We start from the raw sequence: 18,379 nt of genomic DNA, 5'->3' as shown, positions 1-18,379 counted from the left end.
TTTTATTAACTTTAAATTTTAATTCTTTGACATGAAGTATCAACTGCTATTCTTATTACTGTCACTATGTATTTCTGTTAAGGCGCAAGACCTAGAAAAACACCAGTGGAAGCATCGCATCCTCCTTATTATTTCTGAAGATGAGACTTCAGGTTTGGTGAAACTTCAATTAGAATTACTAGATGAGCCCGCACCACTAAACGAGCGAAAACTAATTATTTATAGACTGCACCCTAAACAATATAGAATTATAGGCTCAAACAACACCGATTGGATTATGGACTCTACGTCGTATGATAAGTATAATTCCGAAGGCCATGAATTCAAAACCGTGCTTATTGGATTAGATGGCGGTGTAAAGCTGGAAGCACACGACGTACTGGATTCCGAAAAACTGTTTTTTACGATAGACCGTATGCCCATGCGCCAAAGAGAACTTAGGGATCATTGAGGAATAAATTGCTGCTCACCTACTTGGTAAATTATGAATATAACTTAAGTGCCTCACCATCTTTTGAATATGAAATCACAAAACTCGCCTCATTAAGATCCGCGCTGAGTTGCGCAAAATGTTGGCCATAATCCCAACGTAAATTAATAGTATGTGTTTCCTTTTCGACAATGGTAAGGTTGCCAAGAAACGCTTTTGATGTATTTCGCAATCTAATTAAGTCTAACTGCTTCTGAACAATTGGTTTTTGCAGTTGACTTTCAATATCCTTAATCGTTAAATTAGTTCTGTTGATATCTTTATGCCCGCCTTCTCCGGCACGCTGTACAGCGTCATAATCATTGGTACCTGCAAAAAGGTCGAGATACCATATTTGAGGAGTCCCTGGCATAAATAATTGGAGAGCTCTGGCCAATAACAATTTCTTTTCGTTTTCTCCCAAGGCACTAAAAAAGGTGGCATTCACTTGGTAGTAAGATATCTTTTCACCGTTAGGGCCATAGAGATTTTTGACTTTTCCACCGCGATCAATGACAATATCCATAACAGCTTCTATGGCTTCATCGGACAACAACCCTTCATGATAATCCCCATTGATCTCCTTTCCTTTTAAATCCAATACCGGAATACCATCATGGCAGCCCAACATATTTACCGTCTTATAACCATGGTCTAGTATTTCTTTAGTCCATTGAAGCAAAGGTTCATTGGTCTTAAACTCAAGCGCATGTATAAGCAATCCCGGAAGGAAAAAATCATAAATCATATAGCCTTTTTCTGCGACTTCTTTGTGCAGTCCAGAACCATATTCCGCATGAATTTCTGGCAACAGGGTTATGTGATGCTTTTCCGCCATTTTATTAATCCGGTCTAGGTAATCCCATGTCCCTGGTGTATTAAAAAAGTTAGATGCCCCAACCGCTTTATGCAAATAGGCAAAAGCATCCAGTCTTAGAATTTTGCAACCATAGCCTTTTAGTTTTGTCAATACCTCCTCATAAAAGTCCCATACCATTGGGGATTCTGCATTAACATCCATTTGACCTAGGTATGTCTTTTGGCCTTCGGTTTTTGAAAAACTGACCTTCTGATAAAATGTGTTCCAATACGGTTGCTCTGAACCATCAGGAAATTGCACTTTAAGAATGGGCAGGCCTGCTTTCCGCATAAATAGTTTATCGAGAAAGTCTTTTTGAGGAATAATGATCCCATCGTCATTCATAGTACCGTGGCCTTTCCAAAAGGTATTCCAATTGATGAAAAAATCCTTATACGTAGATGCTTCACCATGGGCCAACAAATCCTTAAACTGAGGTGAAGCGACTGAAAGATGATTCAATACAATATCAAATTTAAGGTCTATGGCCAGCTCCTTGATGGTCTTTAAGTCGTTTTCGGAAACTAATTCTTGGTTAAGGTCATAATCTATGATGGAAAAGCCGCGATCTAAATCGCTATTAAAGAAGGTTGGTAATACATAAAACAAGGAAAACAGATCTTTAAACGCTGGTAAAGCGAGTATTTTAAGCGTATCGGATAAGTTGTCTCCTATACTATCTGGATAAGCATTTAGCATTACTCCGTTTCCTTCCATAACAGTTGTTCTTTCTAAGTCTATTTCGTAATTCTCATAAATCTCATTTTAAAATTAATTATTTATGAATAATACACTGTAAATAATGATCATAATGAAATCATTTAGCACCGAAAACGTTTTCGTTAACTAGAAGGCGCTTCTTAGCCTAATAAAAGTTTTAGTTGTGAGTATTTTTATATATTGAAGTTTATTCACACTAACTAACATTTTACTTCAATGCTATCCATAATTTCTTTTGTTGGTTTCACTGCCTTGGTGGCCATTATAGCTTGGTATGCCACTCGAAAAACAGATGAGACCTCAGCAGAAGGTTTTTACCTTGCAGGCCGAAGTCTAGGGGCGATTACCATCGCCGGCTCTCTTTTGCTCACCAATCTTTCTGCTGAACAAATCGTAGGGCTTAACGGTGCTGCCTTTAAAGAAGGTTTAATGGTTATGGCTTGGGAAACATTAGCAGCTGTTGCTATTATTTTTGGTGCTATTTTTCTCTTGCCAAAATACATGCGATCTGGCATTACAACCATACCAGAGTTTATTGAAACCCGCTTCGACAAACAAACTAAAGCCTTACTATCGCTCTTATTTTTAGCGGCCTATGCTATCGTATTATTACCAACGATTTTGTATTCAGGATCTTTAGCATTTAGTACGATGTTCGATTTACCTCAAGTCCTCAATATTGCAGAATGGAAAGTGATTTGGCTTTGTGTGTGGAGTATTGGAATCATTGGTGTTATTTATGCTATTTATGGTGGTCTAAAGGCTGTCGCTGTTTCTGATTTAATCAATGCCATTGGTTTGTTAATTGGTGGCTTACTTATCCCAATTTTCGGACTGTCATTAGTCGGAGATGGGAGTATCAGTGAAGGCTTATCTATATTATGGAACGATAATCCCGATAAATTTGAAATGCAAGGCGCCGTAGATTCCTCAATACCTTTTGGGACCTTGTTTACGGGTATGATGCTCGCCCAAATTTATTATTGGGGCACTAATCAATCCATTTTACAACGGGTTTTTGCCGCTAAAAGCCTTAAAGAAGGTCAAAAAGGGATGCTGTTGGCGGCTTTGGTAAAATTCATAATTCCCATAGTGGTTGTCGTCCCGGGTATTTTGGCCTGGCATATTTTTGGGGAAAATTTAGGCAATCCTGATGAGGCCTATCCTGCACTGGTTAAAAAAGTATTGCCAAATGCTTTTGTTGGTTTTTTTGCAGCTGTTCTATTTGGTGCTGTACTGAGTTCGTTTAACAGTTTACTCAATAGTAGTGCTACACTGTTTGGTTTTGATTTATACAAAATGTACTTCAACAAAAACGCCAGCGAAAAGCAAACCGTAAAAGCGGGTAAACGTTTTGGATTAATCGTCGCAGCCGTCTCCATGCTTATCGCTCCATTTATTGTATACGCCCCTGATGGCTTATTTAGCTATATTCAGCAATCGCTAGGGAGTTTGAGCGTTCCTATTTTAGCCGTTGTTCTTGTTGGTGTATTTACAAAGAAAGTCCCTGCGCTTGGTGCAAAAATCGTTTTAATTGCCGGCGTCGCCTTATATCTCATAAGTCTTATTATTATAGAGCCATACTTTAGAGATGCCGCAGTCAGTGAAGCTATCGCCAATGGTATTAATGACCCTGATCAATTAAGTACTATAAAAGCTGAAGCCTATCCGCATTACTTGCATGTTATGGGGTTCTTGTTTGTATTTAATATTTTAGTGATGCTGATAACGAGTAAGCTTAAACCTAAGACGGATACTTACACCCCAATAATTACTGATGCCGTTGACGTAAAACCTTGGAAATACACCATTATTTGTGGTATTATCATTTCAATTTTAGTCATTGGCACCTATATCATTTTCTGAACAATTTATAGACCCCTTAATCATGAAAAGAACTTGGTGGAAAGAAGGCATAGTTTATCAAATTTATCCTAGATCCTTTAAAGATACTACTGGAAATGGCGTAGGGGATATTTACGGTATTATTGAAAAGTTAGATTATATCAAATCCATTGGTGTCGATATTATTTGGCTTTGTCCGGTCTATGAATCCCCCAATGATGACAACGGTTATGATATTTCAGATTATCGTAAGATTTCTGAGGATTTTGGTGGCGCCGATGCTTTTGACCAACTTCTCCAGAGCATGCACGACAAAGGATTGAAACTCGTTATGGATCTCGTCCTTAATCACAGCTCTGATGAGCATCCTTGGTTTTTAGAATCTAAATCGTCTAAAAACAGTCCATATCGCGATTATTATTTTTGGGAACCCGAAAAAGATGGAGGCCCTCCAAACAACTGGCTTTCTTTTTTTAGTGGGTCTGCCTGGCAAAAAGAAACAACGACGAACGATTATTATTTGCATTTCTTTACAAAAAAGCAGCCCGATTTAAACTGGGAAAACCCTAAGGTACGAGCTGAAATTCATGATATTGTCGAATTTTGGTGTCAAACAGGCGTTGATGGCTTTCGTATGGATGTCATTTCCTTAATATCAAAACAAACCGAGTTTCCCAACACCAATGGATCGGAAGATTTTGGCAATATCATAAAACAGTATTATGCCAATGGTCCAAAAATCCATGACTATCTCAATGAGCTTAACAACAAAGTATTATCAAAATACGATGTCATGACCGTTGGTGAAGGCCCGGGAATTGATCTCGACAATGGCTTAGATTATGTTCATGAAGACCGCGACGAGCTCCATATGATCTTTCATTTTGACCATATGTTTATAGACAATGGCCTCGGAGGAAAATACGACCCTATCGATATATCTCTGCCGCGATTTAAAAAAGTGTTCGGTGATTGGGATATGAAATTAAAAGATCATGGTTGGGGAAGTATTTTTCTGGGTAATCACGATTTTTCTAGAATAGTGAGTCGCTTTGGTAATGCCACAAATTATCATGAATTATCTGCAAAACTGTTATCGCTTTTATTGTTCACTTTAAGAGGCACCGTTTATATTTATCAGGGTGACGAAATCGGAATGACCAATGTTGCCTATCCGGATATTAGCCATTATAATGATGTCGAAACGCTTGGGGCTTGGCATACCGCTAAAGCCCAAGGTAAAAACATGGACGACTTCTTAAAAATTGTACATCGACAAAGTCGCGATAATGCCAGAACACCTATGCAATGGGATAGTTCTAGAAATGCTGATTTTTCAGAAGGCGAACCTTGGTTACCTGTAAATGAAAATTACAAAACCATCAATGTCGCTGCACAAGAAAACGACCCCAATTCCATTTTGAACTTTTATCGAAAAATGATCTTATTTAGAAAGGCCAATAAAGTTATGGTTTATGGGGATTATGAATGTCTAAATGAGCAAGATGAGCACCTTTATATTTACAAAAGATGGAATGCGGAAGAACACTATATTATTCTGTTAAATTTTAGCGATGATGTACAACCTATAAATAATGACACTCTAGGGCTTGATAAAACCGAATTGCTCGTCTCAAACTATCTTGAAAACAATTCCTCAACGGTTTTACAACCTTGGGAAGGGCAGCTAAGACGATATAAATAAACCACTATGCATCGGAAATACATGGTTTTAATGATCGAATCAAATTCTTGATTAGTGTTTATTGTCATTCCTGCGTCCGCGTTCGCTGAAGCTTTAGCGGAGGAACAAGGTAGGAATCAAAAATATGATAGTATAGTGGATTCCGCATCAAGTGCGGAATGACATAGCAAGATGATAAAGCTCTATAGAAACTAGAGTAACTGCAAGGGCTTTACTTTAACCTTTAACTAGATCCTATAAACTAATCCAACTCTCTTACCCAAACATTTCTGAAACTCACTCCACTTTGATCATTATGATCCTGCAGTTTTATTGGTGCTTTTCCGTGAGCCTCATTTTTAGGCCAGCCAATGTACTCAGTTGTTCCCTGCAATTCAAAATGATCTTGAACCAAAACGCCATTATGCAGTACTGTAATAGTGCCTGATTTGGTTTTATCGCCATCATTATTAAACTCCGGCGCATGAAAAATAATATCATAACTATTCCATTCACCTGTCGTGACAGAGGCCATAGCTAACGGAATGGACTGTTTATAAATAGAAGCGACTTGACCATTGACATAAGTGGGGTTGTCGTTGTTATCCAAAATTTGAACCTCATACCTATTCTGCAAAAACACACCACTATTACTTCTATTTTGATTCGTAGCTTTATTCTCGGGATTAGAACGCCATTCTAAATGTAACTGTATGCTACCAAAATTTTTCTTTGTTTGAATATCGCCCGTTTTATCCTTTACAGTCATACTTCCGTCGTCATTTAAAACCCATTTTACGGCTGTGCTATCCTTACTAGACATCCATTCATCAAAATTAGAGCCATCAAACAAAATAATCGCATCTGATGGTGCTCCGCCTTTACTATATGGTTTTACGCTTGGCGGTTTGGGTTCCCAAATTTCAGTCTCCTCGGGTTGTGTTGGTTCGACTTTAGCGGCTACTTCCACCTGTGCTTTTTGCTCCACATTTTGACAAGCTAAAATCAATAGCATTAGGATCAAGACTGAACAAAACGAATGATTAATCCTCATCATCTATAAATTAAGTATGTCTTTTAGTTTTTGCTCATCAATGTCATCCCCAGCAAAATCATCGAATCTTTTTTCAGTAGCCTCAATAATATGATCTTGTATAAACGTAGCGCCTTCCCTTGCACCTTGCTCTGGGCTCTTAATACAGCATTCCCACTCCATAACAGCCCAAACATCACAACCGTATTGCGTGAGCTTAGAAAATATCGTTTTAAAATCTATTTGTCCATCGCCCAAAGAACGATATCTACCTGCGCGATCAATCCAATCGGAATAGCCACCAAACACCCCTTTTTTCCCTGTGGGGTTAAATTCAGCATCTTTAACATGAAATGATTTTATAAATTGATGGTAATGATCTATATAGGCTATATAATCCAATTGCTGTAAAACAAAGTGCGATGGGTCATATAATATGTTAACCCTTTTATGGTTATTTGTTGCCTCTAAAAAGCGTTCGAACGTAACGCCATCGTGTAAGTCTTCTCCTGGATGAATTTCATAACACACATCAACACCACACTCGTCGAAATAATTCAAAATGGGTAACCATCGTTTTGCGAGCTCTTCAAAACCCATTTCCACTAGTCCGTTTGGGCGCTGTGGCCAAGGATGCATTGTATGCCAAAGTAAAGCCCCTGAAAATGTAGCGTGCGTTTTTAAACCCAAATGCGCACTCGCCTTTGCAGCATTCTTAACTTGTTGCACAGCCCATTCGGTTCTCGCCTTAGGGTTATTTTTATAGGCTTCTGGTGCAAAATTATCGAACATGACGTCGTAAGCCGAATGCACAGCTACCAACTGTCCTTGTAAGTGTGTAGAAAGCTCCGTTATTTCTAATCCATAAGACGCAATTCTGCCCTTTAACTCGTCACAATAGGTTTTACTCTCTGCCGCTTTATCTAAGTCGATTAAGCTACTTTCCCATGTTGGAATTTGAACACCTTTATAGCCCAAGTCGCTTGCCCATTTACAAATTCCATCTAAAGAATTAAATGGTTTCTCATTATCAACAAACTGCGCTAAAAAAACTGCAGGTCCTTTTATTGTTTTCATTTATTATCGTTTTATATGAGGTAGCATAGGCCATGAATTAATCAAGACTAACCCAGACGTTTCCATTTTTGTGAGATTCTATGGCTTTCTCAATAAATTTCATGCCTCTAATACCATCTAGTATCGTTGGGTATTCAGCATGGTCATAGTCTTCATTTCTTATGGCTTTGGCGACACCTTTATAAATATTACCCATGGCATCAAATATACCTTCAGGATGCCCTGGCGGAAGCTTTGTCCCATCTAAAGATAGCGCACTGTTATAAGCGTGCCCAGGTTTTAACACCTGTAAAGGTTTACCTTCTTCCATCAGGTATAAATAATTAGGATTTTCTTGTTCCCATTTTAATCCGGCTTTATCCCCATAAATCTGTACGGTAAAATTATTTTCTTCACCGGTCGCAATCTGACTAGCTCTTAGAACACCTTTTACTTCATTTTGGCAACGCAGTAAAACGGTGCCGTCGATGTCCATTTGATTATCGGCATATAAATAATTAAGATCGGCTAATATGGTGCTTACCCTTAAGCCAGATACATACTCTAACATATCAAAAGCATGTGTGCCAATGTCACCTATACAACAACTGATTCCCGATTTTTCAGGGTCTAGTCGCCACGTAGATTTTCGTTTTTCTTTATCGTGAATGATGGGATTAATCCAACCTTGATAATATTGGGCATCCATTTTCTGAATATGACCAATGGCACCTTCAGCAATCATTTGGCGCATTTGACGCACCATTGGATAACCTGTATATGTATACGTCACAGCAAAAATAGTTTTTGCCTTTGTCAAGGTTTGATGCAAAATTTTTGCTTCGTCATAAGTTGTTGTCATTGGTTTTTCACAGATGACGTTGAATCCATTTTCCAATAACTTTTTAGCCATTGGAAAATGCAGAAAATTTGGCGTCAATATAGATACCACTTCCATTCTCTTTTCTTCTGGAAGCTTTAGTTCTTCTTCAATTAATGTGTCTAAATCTTTATAAACTTGTGCTGTCGACATCCCGAGTTGATGCGCGAATTTTATACTGTCATCAAGAGATGAACTGAATGCACCTCCGATTAATTCAAAACGATCATACATTGTTGATGCGACGCGATGTAGCACACCTATTAGAGAATCGCTTCCTCCACCTAAAACCCCAAGTCTAATTTTCTTGCTCATGCCAATTACTAATCTTTATATTCTACCTTTTCATCTTTAAATAACACAGCAAAAATCACTAAAACAACTACTGCAAAAATGGCGGGGAATACCCAAATATTCTTCCAATTGTGCAACCCCTCGCTTATCAAATTTTTATCTACAATTTGTCCTGCAACCCAAAAACCAACTAACATACCTATACCATAGGTTGCCAAAGTTATGAGGCCTTGAGCAGCACTTTTTACTTTTTCACCTGCTTTAGAATCTGTATAAATCTGACCCGATACAAAGAAGAAATCATAACAGATGCCATGTAATGCAATGCCCAAAACGATCATAAAGAACAAGTCCCCTGAATTTCCATAGGCAAATAACAAGTATCTAATTCCCCAGGCTAACATTCCGAACAGAATAGTCTTCTTAAACCCAAATTTTTTGAAGAAAAATGGTAACAGCAACATAAAGAGCACCTCCGAAACTTGACCTAAAGACGCCCAAGCTGTAGAATTCTCTACTTTATATTCAGTTAAAAACGGACTTATATTCTGATAATAGAACGCCAAAGGAATACATATTAAAACAGAGGACAAAAAGAACACCAAAAAGTTTCGGTCTTTTAACAACTTTAGGGCATCTAGCCCTAAAATATCAAAAAGCCTAACGTTTTCACCCTTTGAAATGCTTGGAGGCGTTTTTGGCAGTGTAAAACTAAAAATCCCTAAAATACCTGAGGCAACAGCAACCATTAAAAATGTATTGGACAACATCCCTTTTTGAATATTGTCGATGGCGTCCCATTTAAAGACAAAGCTAATCACTAATCCGGCAACAATCCAACCAACAGTTCCCCAAACCCTTACATAAGGAAATTGCTTTTCAGGGTCATTCATTTGATTAAAGGATACCGAATTGACCAAAGCCAAAGTTGGCATATAAGCAATCATATATCCTAAAACATAAGGATAAAAACCAGAAAAATCTGAAGTCTGGGACATCAGATACATCAAAATTGCGCCAATGATATGTAATAAGCCTAAAATCTTTTCTGCGTTAAAAAAGCGATCTGCAATTAACCCAATAATAAAAGGGGCGATAATTGCTCCCCAAGATTGTGTTGAATATGCCATTGCCGTTTCTGCTCCAGTTGCACTTAAATTATTTCCGAGAAAAGATCCCATCGTCACAAACCAACCACCCCAAATAAAAAATTCGAGAAACATCATTATCGACAATTTTACAGACGTCGTTGCTTTCATAATAATTTCAATTAAAGTGTTTTAATAACAAGTTTTTTGTCGCCAAAATGCCTTCGCGTTCACTTAAAGTTTCGTTCTCATACTCAACGCTAATGTAGCCTTGGTACCCACTATTTTTTATAATATGGCTGAACTTCTCAAAATCTAAAGTGGTCTCATTTCCATTTTTATCGAATTCATAGGCCTTGGCACTAACCGCCTGAGCTTTGGTCATTAATCTTTCAAACCCTTCATACTTATCAGGATATTCTTCGGCACATTCCCCCCAATTCTCATCGGTTTTCCTTTTAATGCACCAATTACCAAAGTCGGCAAGGGTACCACAATTGTCTAATCCAATGCTTTCAATTAGGGGTATTAACAATCTAGGATCTGAAGAGAACCAGCCATGATTCTCCGCCAGCACATTAATGTTCTTTGTTTTGGCATATTCAGATAATCGCTTTAACCCGTCATAAGTGGCCTCGACCCACGCCTCAGCATTGTATGTCCCAAAAGTGTTGACACGAATAGCATGACATCCTAAATATTCAGCAGCATCCACATATTTCTTGTGCATTTCAACAGCTTCATCGCGTTTGTCTTTATCTGAATGTGATAAATCGCCGGCATGATCCACCATGATCAATACATTCTTTATGCCATATTTTTCGCTCTCTTCTTTCCATCGTTTGATGACAGCATCAAAACCCAAACTATCCATTTCTTTTTTATAGATCTGATTTACCCATTCAACGGCATCAAAACCCAGTTCTTTAGCGACTCTGGGGAAATCGAATGGATCTAGTTGCCCCGTTTCAATCTCTTTATGTAAGGACCACTGCGCCAATGACAATTTCAGTTTAGGTACATCTTCTGCAACTTTTATTTTTTCTTTTTGATTTTGCTTATCACCACAACTCGTCAGAATAAATAACAGCGTAGTTAAAGAAATTAAGTGAAGTCTTTTCATTGTAGAAAGTAAGGTTATTAATCAAATTTTAAGCCTGAGAGTTTAAAAATCACATAAACTTAAATCGTTTTTTAAGAATATCCTACCCAAGCACCTTTTTTTCACTGTTTATTTTAAAATAATTACAAAAATTATAGTAAATTAATAATCTCAATTTAGAGTTATTAAGCAATAAAACTCTGCAAGACAGCAACCGAATTATTATGACACAAATAAACGAGTATGATGCCATAGTCGTAGGAACTGGTATTTCTGGTGGATGGGCCGCAAAGGAATTATGTGAAAAAGGATTGAAAACACTAGTTCTAGAACGTGGTAGAATGGTGAATCACCCTACCGATTATACCACGGCAAATTTAGATCCTTGGGATATGCCTAACGGTGGTTTACCCACCCAAGCCGATATAAAGCGACAAGAAAAACAGCATAGAACGGGTTACACCACTGAAAAAGCCCATAGCCATTTTTTTGTCGATGACCTAGAACATCCCTATAATGAAATTAAACGCTTTGATTGGATACGCGGCTATCACGTTGGTGGACGCTCCCTTATGTGGGGACGACAAAGTTATCGACTAAGCGACATTGATTTTACTGCCAATGCTCGAGAAGGGATCGCCGTAGATTGGCCGATCCGTTACAAGGATATAGCGCCCTGGTACGATTATGTTGAAGAATACATCGGTGTTAGTGGCCAAAATTTGGGGTTAGCGCAACTACCAGATGGTAAGTTTCTAAAGCCTATGGAGCTTAATTGTGTTGAAAATCATTTAAAAGAGAGTATCGCTCAAAATTATGAAGATAGATTACTCACCATTGGCAGAACAGCACATATTACGGAGGGTACAAAACCGGGAAAAGGGCGTGTCAATTGTCAATATAGAAATCGATGCATGAGAGGTTGTCCATTTGGCGCGTATTTTAGTAGTAACTCTTCGACCTTACCCGCTGCCGAAGCCACCGGAAATATGACCTTGCGTCCAAACTCTATTGTTTATGAAGTTGTGTACGATAAAGACGCAAAAAAAGCTACTGGGGTAAAAATAATCGATGCAGAAACCAACGAAACCCATGAATTCAAAGCCAAAATCGTTTTCTTGTGCGCCTCAGCCATTGCCTCCACCTATATTTTATTAAACTCAAAATCGGATAGATTTCCAGAAGGCATGGGTAATGATTCTGGAGAATTGGGTCACAATGTCATGGATCATCATTTTAAGGCTGGTGCCTTTGGGAAATATGATGGTTTTAACGACAAATACTACTCTGGGCGGCGGCCGAATGGCATATATATCCCAAGATTTAGAAATCTAGGAGGTCCTACCAATCAAAATAACTTTTTAAGAGGTTATGGTTATCAAGGTGGCGCAAGTAGAGAAGATTGGTCCGATAGTATTCGGGAACTTAGTCATGGTAAAGACTTAAAAGCTGCCATTTTAAAACCCGGTGATTGGAGTATGGGCTTAATGGGCTTTGGGGAAACTTTACCCTATCATGAAAATAAAATGTTTTTAGACTATACTAATACGGATAAATGGGGCTTACCAACGGTTACCTTTGATGCCGAATTTAAAGACAATGAGTTGCAAATGCGAAAAGACATGATTACGCAAGCCATGGAAATGTTAGACAAAGCAGGCTTTAAGGATATTCGCCCCATGGATGACATTGGCGCTCCTGGTTTAGGCATTCATGAAATGGGTACAGCTCGTATGGGCAAAGACCCCAAAACCTCTGTTTTAAATAAGTATAACCAAGTACATAGCGTAAAAAATGTATTTGTTACTGATGGTGCTGCGATGACATCTTCGGCGTGTCAAAACCCATCACTAACCTATATGGCTTTAACTGCAAGAGCAGCTAACTATGCCGTTAATGAGCTTAAAAAAGGTAATCTATAAATAGTGCTGAATTATGAAAAGAAGAGAAGCAATAAAAGGGTTGGGTGGTTCTTTAGGAATGCTTTTAGTAACGCCTACAGTTTTTGGCTTACTAGAAAGCTGTGCAGAAGAAAAAGCCAATTGGATTCCAACATTTTTTTCAGAGGAGCAAGCGCTGTTCTTGAATAGAATTGCAGATGTTATTTTACCAAAAACTGAAGATTCGCCTAGCGCCACTGAGGTGAATGCACCGCAGTTTATAGATAAATTTGCGAGTGAAGTTCTTGAGCTTAAAGAGCAGGATGTCTTAAAAAAAGGCATTTCTAACTTTGGGAATTTGGTGATGAAAGCTGCGAACGCTGAGGTTTTAGACGATTTAAAGCCTAAAGACATTGAGCCCGTTTTTGGTCGCATTCTAAAAAAGACTAAGGAAGAAAACGAAACCATAATGAAAAACTTCAATGAGGCCATAGAAAATGAAACACCAATATCTGAAGAAATGACTACTTATGTGGCGCTACATGCCATTAGACGCCTTTGTATACATGCCTATAGAAATTCTGAAGTCGTGGGTGAAGGCATTATGGCCTACAAACCCGTTCCAACAAAGCAAGAAGGTTGTATAGACATTAATGAAACCAACGGAAAAGCCTATGCCTTGCCCTTAAGGCGATTTAGGTTTTAAAAACTAACTTTTATAATTAACTTGAGTTCGATAATTTATAAATATATACACCTAATTATAAAATAGTTAATAAAAGATAAGAACCTTGTCATTCCGAACGAAATATGAGGAGGAATCTCATTATCCTGAGATCTAGCTGCGCTGAACCTTACGGTTTAGCTATGCTGAATCTAAAGATTTCTCGCCGCTTGTACCTCGCTCCGTCGAAATGACAAACATCTGAAAATTAAGAGTTTGAGGCATATTTATACGCAATTCTTACGTCGAACTCATATTAAAATAAGCATCTCACTCCAACCAGTTTTTGCTTCGTTTAACAGCCTTATGCCATTGGTTGATTAATTGTTGTTGCTTTGAACTGTCAGTATTTGGTGTAACTACCTGATCCGCCTCCCACTGTTTTCGCAGTTGCTTTTTACTCTGGTATAGGCCTACAGCTAAACCTGCTAAATAAGCGGCACCTAGAGCTGTGGTCTCGAGATTCTTAGGCCTTACGACTTCACAATTGAAAATATCGGACTGTATCTGTAATAGTAAATTATTGGCGGAGGCACCACCGTCGACACGTAAGCCCTTAATGTGCATATTGGCATCATTTTCCATAGCCTTTACAATGTCATATACCTGAAGGGCAATACCTTCTAGTGTTGCTCTGGCTATATGGGCTTTGGTAGTAGCCCGTGTAATACCCATAATACTGCCTCTAGCATAGGGATCCCAATATGGTGCGCCTAAACCCGTAAAAGCTGGTACCACGACTAGACCATTGCTATCGTCCACCTCCTTAGCTAGCGCTTCAATAGCTTTGGCATCATCTATAATATTTAAACCATCTCGTAACCATTGTACAGCAGCGCCACCTACAAAAACACTGCCTTCTAAAGCATATTGTGTTTTTCCATTAATTTGCCATGCTATCGTTGTTAACAACTGATTTTGCGATAGTACAGGTTTTTTTCCTGTATTCATCAAAAGAAAACAGCCTGTACCATAGGTGTTTTTAACCATCCCTTTTTTGGTACACAATTGACCAAAGAGCGCTGCTTGCTGGTCGCCAGCAATACCCGCAATAGGTATCTTAGATCCAAATAAATTTGTGTAACCATAAATTTCTGAAGAGGACTTAACTTCGGGAAGCATTGCTTTTGGAATATCAAAGATGTTCAGCAATTCTTCGTCCCATGATAAATCATGAATATTGAAGAGCATGGTTCTCGATGCATTACTGACATCAGTAACAAAAACGCGTCCTTCAGTTAGTTTGTAAATCAACCAAGTATCTACAGTTCCAAAACATAAATCTCCCTTTTGGGCTAGACCTCTTGCGCCTTCAACATGATCTAAAATCCATCGAATTTTGGATGCTGAAAAATAGGCATCTATAATAAGGCCTGTCTTGTTTTGAATGACATCTGAATGGCCTTGTGATTTTAATCCATCACAAAACAATGCCGTTCTTCGGTCTTGCCATACGATAGCATTATATATTGGCTGTCCTGTAGTACGATCCCAAACGATTGTGGTCTCCCGTTGGTTGGTGATGCCAATGCCAGCAATTTGCCCTACAGTTATACCTTGTGCGAGCACTTGCTCAATCGTTTTGTATTGTGATTGCCATATAACCTCTGGATTGTGCTCAACCCATCCATTATCTGGAAAGAGCTGCTCAAAACTTTGCTGTGCCGAAGTGACCTCATCGCCTTCCTTATCATAGGCTATAGTCCTACTAGACGTCGTGCCTTGGTCTAAGGCAATTATAATATCTTTAGTCATGGTTTTGAATTAAATAGCCTTCGGCCAAGTTCTTAAAATCTTCGACTTGCCGATCTCTCCAATCGTCTGATGTTTTGAGTTCAGCCTGAAGGATGTCCGCTACAATTTCAGAACAGGCAATGGCAGCTTTGGCATCAATAAAAAGCAATCGTATTCTCCTCGCTAAAAAATCCTCAACAGTTCGTGCCATTTCATGCTGTATCGCCCAATAAACTTGTCCTTTTTGAAACTTATAATTAGGATGAAGGCGTGTTTCATAATCTGGATTAGACGCTATAAATGATTGAAGTTCGATAGCGTCGTTTCCATAGTACCATAAATCTTTAGGAATAGCATTTTTATTCTCTTCTGGAATACTGCCATGAATCTTTAGCGTTTCTGTTTTTGCTTCTATTTCATTAAGCTGATGCACCTTGATGGCTTCGTTTAGAACATCTTCACTCATCTCTCTATAGGTGGTCCACTTTCCCCCTACAATGGTGAGCAACCCACTTTCTGAATGTATAATTTGATGGCTGCGAGAAATCTCTTTGGTATTACTCTTATCACCTTCTGGCGCCACCAAAGGTCGCAACCCTGCAAAAACAGATAATACATCCTTTCTAGTTGGTGCTTTAGTGAAATACTCAGCCATGGTAGCCAGTATAAAGTCTATTTCTTCCTTGAATGCTCGAGGTTCAAATTTAGGTTTCTTTATAGGTGTGTCGGTCGTGCCCACTAACACTTTATTATGCCAAGGTATGGCAAACAAAACGCGACCATCACTGGTTTTAGGCACCATTAATGCGGTATTTCCCTTTAAAAATGAGCGGTCGAATACCAAATGAATCCCTTGACTAGGCACCACTTTTAAACTCTTTTTCTTTCGCCCGGCCAACTTCAAAATCTTGTTTGAAAACACACCAGTAGCATTAACAACGACTTTAGAATTAACCCTAATAGTTTCGTAGGTTTCGGTATCTAATACCTCAACACCTTCTATTTGGCCGTCTTCATTTTTTACAAAATCAGTGACCTTAAAGTAGTTCAAAACAGTTGCTCCTTGTTCTATTGCTGTCTGCGCTAAATTGAGTGCCAACCGCGCATCATCAAACTGACCATCTAAATAGGTGACACCTCCTGTAAGTCCTTCGACTTTTAATTCCTGAATGTGATCCGAAGCTTCATCAGTCGAAACAATCCTAGATTTCCCGATAGATAAATTGCTTGAAAGCCAATCATAGACTTTCAGCCCTATGCCATAGTAATATTTGTCCCAGTGCGCATAATTGGGAATGAGGAAGGTTTGCCTCTTGAACAAATGATTGACATTCTTTTCAATGAGTCCGCGTTCTTTTAGAGCATCTTTGACCAATTTTATATTGCCTTGGGCCAAATAACGCACTCCGCCATGGACTAGTTTTGTACTTCGGCTCGAGGTGCCTTTAGCAAAGTCATAAGCTTCAAAAAGTGCGACCTTAAATCCTCTCGATGCTGCATCAACAGCAATACCCAGCCCGCTAGCACCTCCGCCAATGACTACTATATCGAATTTTTGGATGCTTTTTAATTGCTTTTTTTGATGTGCTCTGTTATACATTTAAGACTAGAGGTTTTTTATATATTCATTATACATGGCTATTGGATACAAGCCTGTCCAACCGCAAAAGTCCTTTTTTGCTGGTAATCCGTAAGACACTAAGTCTGGTGCATAATTTTCCCAAAAGGTATCTGTGGCTTCAAATACAGTGGCCACATTGGCATAGGTTTTTTTGGCGATGGCTCTTGCTAAATTTTCTTTTCCGTAAGCAGATAACCCCCTCAGTACCATATACGTCGTAGGCGCCCAAACACCACCAAGCCAATAGTCGCCCCAACCTACATAATCTGGATCCGCCGCTGAAAGTGCAGGTAAAGGCATGATCCGGTCAAATTCGTTTTTATCAGTAAGATGAGCCAAAAAGCGCTCTAGCTTATCGTCAGGAACTACCTTTCCTAAAAGGGTCCAATATGCCCCTATGTGGCGTCTAGGCATGTGTTTATCAAAAGCTAAATCGTAATAAAACCCATCCTCCTCATTCCAACACTTGTCATTAATAGCTTTGGCTATTGTTTTATGAATAGCCTCAAACTCTGGAATGTCTTCGGTTTTTCCTATCCTTTCAGCCATTTCTTTTAATTGCATGGCGTACATCGCCATTTGAGCTGAAAAGTCTACTAGCCGACCTTGCTTATTCCAAACTCCACTTATAGATTCCATATAATCTACAATAAAGGTATTGAGTTTCTCTTCGGCTGTGGCGCTCATGGCATTTAGTTTTTCTCCTATTTCATGATGTGTCATTCCATTACCCACCGTTGGTTTCCAATCTCTAGGGTATCTAGGAATATTATCCATGCCCATACCAAGGGTATCACCACAGAATAAATTATCCTCCATCATGTAATTGTCCACATGAAACTGAAAATTCTTTTTAAGAATAGGATATACCTTTTTAATTCGCTCTATATTGTTATCGACCTTAAATATTTCGATTTCTGCAAAGGCCAATAACGGTGGATTTATAGAAACAGGATGTGTTTTTGGCCAAAGTGGCTCACCTGTTTGTCGATATTCTCTACAAATGTAACCGTCGTCTTCCATACGGTCATAAAAATTATCTAAAGCCTGATATACGGGAAGCTCATCTAAGTGATACTTCGCAAAACAGCACATAAAGCAAGTATCCCAAAGGAATATATTAGCACTGAAAGCGGCATCTATGAATGGTTTCTTGAAGAATGGTTCGCTATCACCGCCACGTATTTTTTTCTTGGTAATTTCTAATGCTTTTTTGTACATCGCCTCAGATACTTCAGGCGAAACTTCGTGAATATGACCTTGAGTTCCATTACTACTTTTTATAGGTTCTTTTTCGTCATTACAGGCCGTTAAAATAGACGCTGTTCCAACAGCGCCAACCGTTAAAGCCATATTTTTTGCAAAATCTCTTCGTTTCATGGACATGATA

At 38.7% G+C, this 18,379-nt stretch carries 14 protein-coding genes; 5 read left to right on the top strand and 9 right to left on the bottom strand.

Translation table 11 applies throughout. The features are described 5' to 3' along the window. The first annotated feature begins 31 nt into the window (after positions 1–31). Positions 32–451, top strand: coding sequence for a DUF4174 domain-containing protein (locus ACO052_RS06385; protein WP_422107173.1), 420 nt, complete (start codon positions 32–34; stop codon positions 449–451). Positions 452–482: 31 nt separating this feature from the next. On the opposite strand, the gene ACO052_RS06380 is transcribed toward ACO052_RS06385, so the two are convergent. Continuing rightward, positions 483–2,045: an alpha-amylase family glycosyl hydrolase gene (locus ACO052_RS06380; RefSeq protein WP_422107171.1), complete on the bottom strand. Its 1,563-nt coding sequence runs from the start codon at positions 2,043–2,045 to the stop codon at positions 483–485. A gap of 219 nt (positions 2,046–2,264) precedes the next feature. Here ACO052_RS06380 and ACO052_RS06375 point away from each other — a divergent pair, with 219 nt between their 5' ends. Beyond that, complete coding sequence (locus ACO052_RS06375; protein WP_422107170.1) at positions 2,265–3,914, top strand: solute:sodium symporter family transporter; 1,650 nt, start codon at positions 2,265–2,267, stop codon at positions 3,912–3,914. A gap of 22 nt (positions 3,915–3,936) precedes the next feature. Beyond that, positions 3,937–5,598 (top strand): alpha-glucosidase, encoded by a 1,662-nt coding sequence (locus ACO052_RS06370; RefSeq protein ID WP_422107169.1) that lies wholly within the window; start codon positions 3,937–3,939, stop codon positions 5,596–5,598. Between the two features lie 241 nt (positions 5,599–5,839). Here the strand turns inward: ACO052_RS06370 and ACO052_RS06365 are convergent, their stop codons facing one another. Genes ACO052_RS06365 through ACO052_RS06345 form a run of 5 tightly spaced genes read right to left on the bottom strand, consistent with a single transcriptional unit; the run spans position 5,840 to position 11,051 of the window. After that, the gene (locus tag ACO052_RS06365) at positions 5,840–6,592 is read right to left on the bottom strand and encodes a 3-keto-disaccharide hydrolase (protein ID WP_422107168.1); all 753 of its coding nucleotides are present in this window, start codon (positions 6,590–6,592) and stop codon (positions 5,840–5,842) included. Positions 6,593–6,634: 42 nt separating this feature from the next. Beyond that, the gene (locus tag ACO052_RS06360) at positions 6,635–7,687 is read right to left on the bottom strand and encodes a sugar phosphate isomerase/epimerase family protein (protein WP_422107167.1); all 1,053 of its coding nucleotides are present in this window, start codon (positions 7,685–7,687) and stop codon (positions 6,635–6,637) included. A 37-nt stretch (positions 7,688–7,724) separates the two neighbouring features. After that, positions 7,725–8,861, bottom strand: coding sequence for a Gfo/Idh/MocA family protein (locus tag ACO052_RS06355; RefSeq protein WP_422107166.1), 1,137 nt, complete (start codon positions 8,859–8,861; stop codon positions 7,725–7,727). An 8-nt stretch (positions 8,862–8,869) separates the two neighbouring features. Continuing rightward, positions 8,870–10,099 carry a nucleoside permease gene (locus ACO052_RS06350; RefSeq protein WP_422107165.1) on the bottom strand — a complete coding sequence of 410 codons (1,230 nt, stop codon included), beginning with the start codon at positions 10,097–10,099 and terminating at the stop codon, positions 8,870–8,872. A 7-nt stretch (positions 10,100–10,106) separates the two neighbouring features. Then, positions 10,107–11,051 carry a sugar phosphate isomerase/epimerase family protein gene (locus ACO052_RS06345; protein WP_422107164.1) on the bottom strand — a complete coding sequence of 315 codons (945 nt, stop codon included), beginning with the start codon at positions 11,049–11,051 and terminating at the stop codon, positions 10,107–10,109. A 203-nt stretch (positions 11,052–11,254) separates the two neighbouring features. Here ACO052_RS06345 and ACO052_RS06340 point away from each other — a divergent pair, with 203 nt between their 5' ends. Both ACO052_RS06340 and ACO052_RS06335 read left to right on the top strand, forming a co-directional pair. Beyond that, on the top strand, positions 11,255–12,952 hold the full coding sequence (locus tag ACO052_RS06340) for a GMC oxidoreductase (RefSeq protein ID WP_422107163.1): 1,698 nt from the start codon (positions 11,255–11,257) through the stop codon (positions 12,950–12,952). A 13-nt stretch (positions 12,953–12,965) separates the two neighbouring features. Next, positions 12,966–13,616, top strand: a complete 651-nt coding sequence (locus ACO052_RS06335) for a gluconate 2-dehydrogenase subunit 3 family protein (protein WP_422107162.1) — start codon at positions 12,966–12,968, stop codon at positions 13,614–13,616. A gap of 288 nt (positions 13,617–13,904) precedes the next feature. Here the strand turns inward: ACO052_RS06335 and glpK are convergent, their stop codons facing one another. Genes glpK through ACO052_RS06320 form a run of 3 tightly spaced genes read right to left on the bottom strand, consistent with a single transcriptional unit; the run spans position 13,905 to position 18,369 of the window. Beyond that, a complete protein-coding gene (gene glpK, locus ACO052_RS06330) occupies positions 13,905–15,389 on the bottom strand; it encodes a glycerol kinase GlpK (protein ID WP_422107161.1) in 1,485 nt (494 codons plus the stop codon). Next, positions 15,382–16,968 carry an FAD-dependent oxidoreductase gene (locus ACO052_RS06325; RefSeq protein WP_422107160.1) on the bottom strand — a complete coding sequence of 529 codons (1,587 nt, stop codon included), beginning with the start codon at positions 16,966–16,968 and terminating at the stop codon, positions 15,382–15,384. Before ACO052_RS06325 ends, glpK begins: the two co-directional genes overlap by 8 nt. Before the next feature lie 6 nt (positions 16,969–16,974). Further along, the gene (locus ACO052_RS06320) at positions 16,975–18,369 is read right to left on the bottom strand and encodes an MGH1-like glycoside hydrolase domain-containing protein (protein WP_422107159.1); all 1,395 of its coding nucleotides are present in this window, start codon (positions 18,367–18,369) and stop codon (positions 16,975–16,977) included. Between the last annotated feature and the right edge of the window lie 10 nt (positions 18,370–18,379).

Origin of the sequence: Winogradskyella sp. (assembly GCF_965228925.1) — a bacterium.
Classification (GTDB): Bacteria; Bacteroidota; Bacteroidia; order Flavobacteriales; family Flavobacteriaceae; genus Winogradskyella.
The sequence above is the reverse complement of the archived record's forward strand: the minus strand, read 5'-3'. Positions and strand labels throughout refer to the sequence as shown.

Excerpts from the sequence above, each read along its gene's own strand:
- ACO052_RS06385 (WP_422107173.1), top strand. The coding sequence starts at position 32 with ATGAAGTATCAACTGCTATTCTTATTACTGTCACTATGTATTTCTGTT.
- ACO052_RS06380 (WP_422107171.1), bottom strand. The coding sequence starts at position 2,045 with ATGGAAGGAAACGGAGTAATGCTAAATGCTTATCCAGATAGTATAGGA.
- ACO052_RS06375 (WP_422107170.1), top strand. The coding sequence starts at position 2,265 with ATGCTATCCATAATTTCTTTTGTTGGTTTCACTGCCTTGGTGGCCATT.
- ACO052_RS06370 (WP_422107169.1), top strand. The coding sequence starts at position 3,937 with ATGAAAAGAACTTGGTGGAAAGAAGGCATAGTTTATCAAATTTATCCT.
- ACO052_RS06365 (WP_422107168.1), bottom strand. The coding sequence starts at position 6,592 with ATGCTATTGATTTTAGCTTGTCAAAATGTGGAGCAAAAAGCACAGGTG.
- ACO052_RS06360 (WP_422107167.1), bottom strand. The coding sequence starts at position 7,687 with ATGAAAACAATAAAAGGACCTGCAGTTTTTTTAGCGCAGTTTGTTGAT.
- ACO052_RS06355 (WP_422107166.1), bottom strand. The coding sequence starts at position 8,861 with ATGAGCAAGAAAATTAGACTTGGGGTTTTAGGTGGAGGAAGCGATTCT.
- ACO052_RS06350 (WP_422107165.1), bottom strand. The coding sequence starts at position 10,099 with ATGAAAGCAACGACGTCTGTAAAATTGTCGATAATGATGTTTCTCGAA.
- ACO052_RS06345 (WP_422107164.1), bottom strand. The coding sequence starts at position 11,051 with ATGAAAAGACTTCACTTAATTTCTTTAACTACGCTGTTATTTATTCTG.
- ACO052_RS06340 (WP_422107163.1), top strand. The coding sequence starts at position 11,255 with ATGACACAAATAAACGAGTATGATGCCATAGTCGTAGGAACTGGTATT.
- ACO052_RS06335 (WP_422107162.1), top strand. The coding sequence starts at position 12,966 with ATGAAAAGAAGAGAAGCAATAAAAGGGTTGGGTGGTTCTTTAGGAATG.
- glpK (WP_422107161.1), bottom strand. The coding sequence starts at position 15,389 with ATGACTAAAGATATTATAATTGCCTTAGACCAAGGCACGACGTCTAGT.
- ACO052_RS06325 (WP_422107160.1), bottom strand. The coding sequence starts at position 16,968 with ATGTATAACAGAGCACATCAAAAAAAGCAATTAAAAAGCATCCAAAAA.
- ACO052_RS06320 (WP_422107159.1), bottom strand. The coding sequence starts at position 18,369 with ATGAAACGAAGAGATTTTGCAAAAAATATGGCTTTAACGGTTGGCGCT.